We start from the raw sequence: 7,085 nt of genomic DNA on the forward strand, positions 1-7,085 counted from the left end.
CTTAGCCTTTTTATCGGATCACTCCCCAAATAATAAGAAAGCGTCTCACAAATCAGTAGATTTGTGAGACGCTCTCTTTATCATTGTTTGCGAGACAAGAACAGCGAGATAGATGCTTAAACCAGTTGAAGAAGGGCATGAACGATCAGTGCTGAATACTTCCTTGCGCCGGTAATCGACAGGTGAACGCCGTCACTGCCGATATAAGATGCTTGTCCCGCACTTGCCTGATGCCAGTCAACGGATGTGACATTTTTGTGTTTCGCAGCTGTTTGCTGAATCATTTGGTTTACGACGCGTTCCCATGGTCGCGGAACGCGAATTGTGATTAGAACAATTTTGCGATTCGGGCCGATTAAGCGGATTAATTCATCCATTTCTTCTTGATCGTATGGACCGTTTGTTCCGAGTTCAATGATCACATAACGACCGAGGGCACCAGATTGTTTTAATTGATTGAGCGTGGTAAATCCTTCTCGGAACTGTCTGCCCACCTTACAATCAATCGTGAGCTGTGGAATTGATTTTTTTAAATAAGGTTCGGCGCCGAGCATGACGGAATCACCGATCGCAGTGACTTTTCCACTGGTAAATGAGTTGGCGCTGCGTGATGGCGGACTTTGTGTTTGTGCTTCACTATTGCTTTTTGTTTTTTTCTTCGTTGCCTGTTGCTTCTGTTTTGCATGGCTTGTCTGCCCTTTTGCATCTCCCGGTTCATCCTGCTTGTCCGCTTGTGTTCCTTTATGCTGGGGGTGCTGCACAACTGCCGCCTGTTTAGAATGAACCGGGAACCGAAGCGCATGCCTGGCCGCAACGGATGTTCCCGAAAAAATCAGAAACAGTGCGAATAGACCGATGCCTGCCTGCTGGACAATCAACCAGCCGCTGCTTGCACGATTTCTGCGCCGAATCGGCTGTTCAATCAAACGATAAGACAATGCAGAGACAAGGATAATTAAGATTAACTGTATCACGATACGCAGCGGATGGACCTCGTTTGCCTGATTTGCAGGCGTTGTGAGTTGTATGATGGGGTAATGCCATAAATACATTCCATAAGAACGTACACCGATCCAACGCAGTGGTCTGGCACCGATCCACTTGCCAAGCAGGGTAGATGGATGGGCAAGTGCTGAGATTAGAACCACAACCACAATAGAAAACAAACCGAGACCGCCGCTGTAGAGAAAAGGTTCGAAGGCGTCGACATAACCGATGCATAAGAACAGAAACAGAAGGGCAAGGCCACCCATTCCATCAAGAAAAATGCCCTGCGCTTTGCTTCCGGTTAGATGACGGCTTGGCCAAATACAAGCAAGAATTGCACCGAAAAGCAATGAAAATGCCCGCGAGTCGGTTCCATAATAAACGCGGCTCGGATCCGTACCGAAGTGATAGAGCAGTCCCATACACAGTAAGGACCCTGCAGCTAAAACAAGGGTAAGTATGTAGAGGGCTTTTTTACTTTTAAACAATCGAAGGACAAACAGGACAAGGAGCGGCCAAATAAGATAGAATTGTTCTTCAACTGCCAAGGACCAAAAATGTTTCAGAAGTGAAGGATTCATAAAACTGTCAAAATAGGATTGATGATGAAAGACCGACCACCAGTTACTGAAATAAAAGAGCGCGGCAACGGCATCCATCTGCGTTTCATGCAGCAAGCTTGGCTGGAAGAAAAAAACATAGCCATATATAATTGTGACCACAGTGATCATTGCAGGCAATAGTCGTCTTGCGCGTCTGATCCAAAACCGTTTGAGATTAATGGTTTCGGATCTTTCCCATTCTTCAATCAAAAGATCAGTAATCAGATAGCCGGATAGAACAAAAAAGACACCGACTCCGAGAAAACCGCCGCCAGCCCAGGGCAGATTCATATGATAGGCAATGACAGCGAGAACCGAAATCGCCCTCAGCCCATCTAACCCGCCCATATAGCGGCGTTTCGTGTTTAATTCCAAGTGAACTCGCCCTCCGTGAATGATGTGTTTCGCCATGTTGCTGAGGCGAGCGTTGTTTCTTTGTCGTTACGAACAAACTGCTCACATTGCTTAATAGCTATAGATTAAGTTTACCTCATGGCGCAAGAGAAAAGATTGCATTCCATTTAAAAAAAGATTGAAATTTTATCCATAGATTAAAAGATTCGAAATGAATCAGAATTGCATGTCATTTATTTCTTTGATTTTATGTTAAACTAGTAAAAAAACAGAGGTTTCTCATATGAATCAATGTACGAAACAACGTGGTTTGAAAAAGCGGATCGCAATCGTGATCAATCATCATTATAACAAAAGAAACAACCTAATGTTCTTGGAGGTGCGGTTATGAATAAAAAGACGCTCAAGTCGGAAGAAGGGAAGAAAAAAGGCGGTAAAATTGTAACCATCATCGCGATTATCTGTGCCGTTGATGTGGTTGCAACATTAATTTACTATTACGCATCGGGCAACTTTAATTTTTAAAGCGCTTGGACAAAAAAAGGAAACAATAAAAAAACCGGGCGCTTTTTGCCCGGTTTTTCTTATGTTCTTTCATTTACATTTTATATGGATGGTGAATCATCTAAAGGTACCGATTTTTTCGGACGCTCCATAAACGGCCACCAGTTGCCGCGACCAAGCAATTTTACCATTATCGGAATGAACAATGGAATTAAGATCGCTGCGTAAAGCACTAAACCAATAATAACAACCGTTGAAATTTCAACGAGTGACAGCATTCCGGAAGGCATCATTGCCGCAAAAGTACCGCTGAGGATCAAAACAGCGGAGAAGATTACACTTCCCATATGCCACAACGTGAGCAGCATGCGTTCCTTTATTGCTTGATTTGCATACTCATTAAATCGTGTCATGACAAAGATTGAGTAGTCAATGCCCAAGGCTACGAGGACGATAAAGCCGAAAAATTGCGTCGTCCACGTCAACCCTGAGAAGTGAAAGAGCTTAGTGAAGATCAGCTCTGTGAAGCCCATTGACGCGAAATAGGTGAGCAGCAACGATGCCATTAAATAGATCGGCATGCTGAGCGAGCGCAGCACGATAACGAGTGCGATAAAGACGCCGATAATGACAAAGGTAACGGCTTTTTGATAGTCAGAACTTACAAGTTGTTTCAAATCGCTATTAACACTGGCGATACCGCTGACCCCAATCTGAGCATTTTCGAGCTTCGTTCCTTTTAGAATTGATGGAAGTTCTTTTTTCAGGTTGCGCAGATCAGCAATCCCTTTATTGGTATACGGATCTTCCTTCATGGTCACTTGAATGGTTGTGATCTTTCCATCATTGCTCATGTATTGATCAAGGGCGGTCTTAAAATCTTTATCGTTAAAAATCTGTTCAGGTACATAGATGCCCGACTGATCATAAGGAAGCTTTGACCAGCTGCCGACTAACTTGTTTGCCGATTGAAGACCGCCTTGAATTTTATTGGTCCCGTTTGCACCTTCGGATAATCCACTAGACAGGTCTTTCATCTGATCTTGAACATCAGAAAATCCATTCTTCAGTTTTTCTTGACCCGATGCAATTTGCGTTAAGGCATTAGTAATCTTCGGGGTGTTGGCAATCACTTGCGCTTGACCATTGCTTGCCTGGTTTAACCCGTTTTCCAGTTGAGCGAGGCCAGTATCGAGTTGTGCCAAACCGGACTTAAAAGCGCTAAGTCCATCGGAGACTTTGGCAGACTGGGCGTTCAGGGTGTTCATTCCGTCTGCCAGCGCTTGGATGTTCTTATTGAGTTGGCTGATTTGTCCTTGTGCTGCTTGCGACTGTTTCGCTGCTTCAGACTGGATCGAGGACTGCAGCTGGTTCATCTCATCCGGAAGCTTTTGCAATCCAGCAGCCATTGTTCTGAAATTAGGGTCCCGCATCGCTTCAGGGTGTGCCGCTGCGTATGCCTGCAGACCCGATTGAATTTGTGCTAAGGTTTTCTTTAATTGTGTTGTATCGATGGCCGGCTGAGCGCTTGACCCGCTTGAAAATTTTCCGAGCTGATCGGAGAGCGTCTTCAAGCTCTGAGCAACTTTTTGATACCCGTTTTGAAGTTGCTGCTGCCCCGTCTGCAGCTGTGCCAGTTGCTTTTGCGCATCGTGAACATGCGTCCTGATTTCACCGGTTCCGCTTGATCCCTTTTTAATTCCGTCGGAAATCTTTGCCAGTGCAGATTGCAGATCTTGAACGCCTTTTTTTGTATCGTTTGTGCCGACTTGCAGTTTGTCAGCTCCGGTTTGTACGGCTGCAAGCTGAGGCTGCGAGGCATCAATTTTCTTACTTGTGTCGTTCAGACTTTTTTGTAAGGTGCCTAAGCCGTCAGAGGCATCCGATAAACCATTGTGCAGTGATTGTGACTGTTTCGCAACATAGATATCATTTAATCGATCCCCCAAAGGACGGGAAATACTCATGACCTTTGACACATTTGCATCCGTCTTTAGTTCAGTTGAAATCCGTTCAATGAGTGCAATATAATCCGTTGTTTTCATGTTATCATCATTTTTTAAGTAGATGGTTGCTGGGGATATATTTCCCGGACCGAAGTCATTTGAGACAACGTCAAATCCTTCCTTTGCTGCATAATGGTCAGGAAGCTCTTCAGGTGAGTTAAAAGATAATTGACCATTGTAAGTCAGAATCGGCGGAACGAGGAAGGCAGCAACAATTAAAAGTGCAATCAGCGGACGCGTAAACGCAAGATTACCTGCACCTGCCCAAAGCGGACTCTTCGGTTCTTTGATTTTAGCGACCATCGGCCAGAATAACTGTTTGCCCAACGTGGACATAAACAGAGGCAGCAAGGTGAAAAGTGCTAACAGCAAGAAGATAACACCGACACCGACGGCGATCGCGCTGCGGTAAAGACTAAATTGAACAAAAGCAAGAGACAGGAACGCGATGAAGACCGGAATCCCACTGTGCAGAACGGTTTTACCGGCGGTTCTAAAAGTTTCCTGTGTTGCCCGGGTTTTGTCCTTTCCTTTTGCAAGTTCTTCCTTAAAACGGCTCATGAGTAAGATGCAGTAGTCCGTTCCAATCCCGAACATGATGGCAACCATGAAAATTTGTGTAAAATTGGAGACCGGAAAGTCAAAATATTTGATCAGGAATGCAACCACACTCTGAGCAACGATGTAACTGATTCCTACGGTGACGAGCGGAATAAATGGTGCGATCAGTGAACGGAAGACGAGTAAAAGAACAACAAGTATGAATACAACGGTAATCCATTCCGTCTTTTGCAGTCCGGCTTCCGCGGAGGTACTCATATCGTCATTGATCAGTTCTTGACCCGTAAGATAGGTCTTGACTCCTTCCGTTTTGATTTGCGTATCCATTTTGGCGCGCAATTGATGGACGGTCACATCGTTCGTGTTTTCCACTTGAAAGACTGCCATGAGCGTTTTGTTGTTATTTGCGACCAGTTGACTCTTTAAATCGGTCTGTTCAAAACTGTCAACGACATTATTGATATGGAGGTCTTTCTGATCCGCCCTTATTTTTTGCAGTGTTTCTTTGATATGATCCATTTTCTTATCTGATAATCCTTGATCAGAATGGAACACTGCAATGTATGATGTCGTGTTCTGATCACCATTGAATTGCTTTTCAATTCTGCCGGCGACACTGCTTGAATAATCATTTGGAAGCGCATAGCCGCCTTTATCACGGACGAGCTGATTCATATTCGGTTGCGTTATGATCAATGCCGCCAGACCAACAACCCAAATGGCCAGCAAAACCCATCGAAGCTTGATTACTTTCTTCATTTTTCCACCTTCTGTTTCCGAATCGTTTCATTGATTTTCGTATAAATTCGGATGAATTCCTTACTGTCTTCTTCACCGACTTCTTCAATCCATTTGCCGACAAGGTCATGGATCTTTTGCTCACCTTCTTGTAAGATAGCACGACCATTGGCTGTGATATACAGGCCAAAACTGCGATTATCAATCTTTTGTTTTTCAACGTATCCTTTCGCTATTAACCGATTGACGCGAATACTGACGCCGCTTTTGTTAATATCCAGTGCTTCTGAAATCTGGATTGAGCTAATTCCATGATGACGATAAATCATGCGCAGCAAGCACATCTGTTCATAAGTAATGCCATGGGAGCGAAGCACGCCCTCAACGGCTTCATGGATCTTATTGGATGTATAAATCGAAACCTCTTCATAGGCACTAATTAGGGATTTGATCGAGTCAAGCTCCATTTATTGAACCTCCATAGGATAGATAACTGTGTTAACTGTTTTATATGGTACCGATAAAGGTTAACACTGTCAACCAAAATGAATTTATTTTTTGTCTCCTCGATGGACATCTTATTATAGGAAGAGGAAGCTCAAGGATCTTGCAATAAAGATGATAAACCTGGCTCTGTAAATGAAAACAGATCGGCACAAAATTGTGGCGATAGCTAAAAATATTCTTGAAACAATACGCTAGACAAAAAATGCTATTTAAATTATAATCATTACATAAAGATAAATATTAATAACAAGGAGCTGTTTTAATGTCTATTCAACAAGAAACAACAACGAAAACTTTTTTGAATAAGCAAGTTGCAAATTATGGATTGTTTTATACAAAATTGCATCAACTGCATTGGTATGTGAAAGGTGCAAATTTTTTCACCTTGCATGTGAAATTTGAAGAACTATATAATCAAACCACGGAAATTCTCGATGAATTGGCAGAACGTCTGCTTCAAATTAACGGGCGGCCATATTCGACATTACGTGAGTTTCTGGAACATGCGAGCCTTAAGGAACAACCGTATATCAATCCGTTAAGTGAGAAGGAAATGGTTCAGACAGCGGTTGACGATCTCGTATTACTTCGCGATGAGCTGGAAGAGGGGATTGTTATTTCTGACCGTGAAGGTGATGCAGTCACGAATGATACACTTATTGCAATCAAGAATAAGCTGGATAAGACGATTTGGTTTTACACGGCTTTTCTGGGCAAAGATCCGGTACCACAAAAAAATAATTGATTTAGTGAAGCAGCACGCGAGTTGGGTCTCCCAGCTCGTTTTTTTATGCACTATTTTTTAGATTTTTTAGGGGTTATAAAA

General features: G+C 43.3%; 5 protein-coding genes. 2 read left to right on the forward strand and 3 right to left on the reverse strand.

The features are described from left to right. Positions 1-116: 116 nt before the first annotated feature. The gene (locus tag SIN01_RS05385; protein WP_052766833.1) at positions 117-1,964 is read right to left on the reverse strand and encodes an acyltransferase family protein; all 1,848 of its coding nucleotides are present in this window, start codon (positions 1,962-1,964) and stop codon (positions 117-119) included. 366 nt (positions 1,965-2,330) lie between these two features. Here SIN01_RS05385 and SIN01_RS14985 point away from each other — a divergent pair, with 366 nt between their 5' ends. Continuing rightward, complete coding sequence (locus SIN01_RS14985) at positions 2,331-2,468, forward strand: hypothetical protein (RefSeq protein WP_156994755.1); 138 nt, start codon at positions 2,331-2,333, stop codon at positions 2,466-2,468. An 80-nt stretch (positions 2,469-2,548) separates the two neighbouring features. Here SIN01_RS14985 and SIN01_RS05390 read toward each other — a convergent pair whose 3' ends face one another. Next, positions 2,549-5,773, reverse strand: a complete 3,225-nt coding sequence (locus tag SIN01_RS05390) for an MMPL family transporter (RefSeq protein ID WP_010024239.1) — start codon at positions 5,771-5,773, stop codon at positions 2,549-2,551. After that, on the reverse strand, positions 5,770-6,219 hold the full coding sequence (locus SIN01_RS05395; RefSeq protein ID WP_010024241.1) for a MarR family winged helix-turn-helix transcriptional regulator: 450 nt from the start codon (positions 6,217-6,219) through the stop codon (positions 5,770-5,772). The genes SIN01_RS05390 and SIN01_RS05395 overlap by 4 nt, the downstream gene beginning before the upstream one ends. Before the next feature lie 302 nt (positions 6,220-6,521). Here SIN01_RS05395 and SIN01_RS05400 point away from each other — a divergent pair, with 302 nt between their 5' ends. Continuing rightward, entirely contained in the window at positions 6,522-7,004 is a 483-nt protein-coding gene (locus tag SIN01_RS05400) for a Dps family protein (RefSeq protein WP_010024243.1), read from the forward strand. Positions 7,005-7,085: the final 81 nt, after the last annotated feature.

It is taken from the genome of Sporolactobacillus inulinus, assembly GCF_006539285.1.
GTDB classification, from domain to species: Bacteria; Bacillota; Bacilli; order Bacillales; family Sporolactobacillaceae; genus Sporolactobacillus; species Sporolactobacillus inulinus.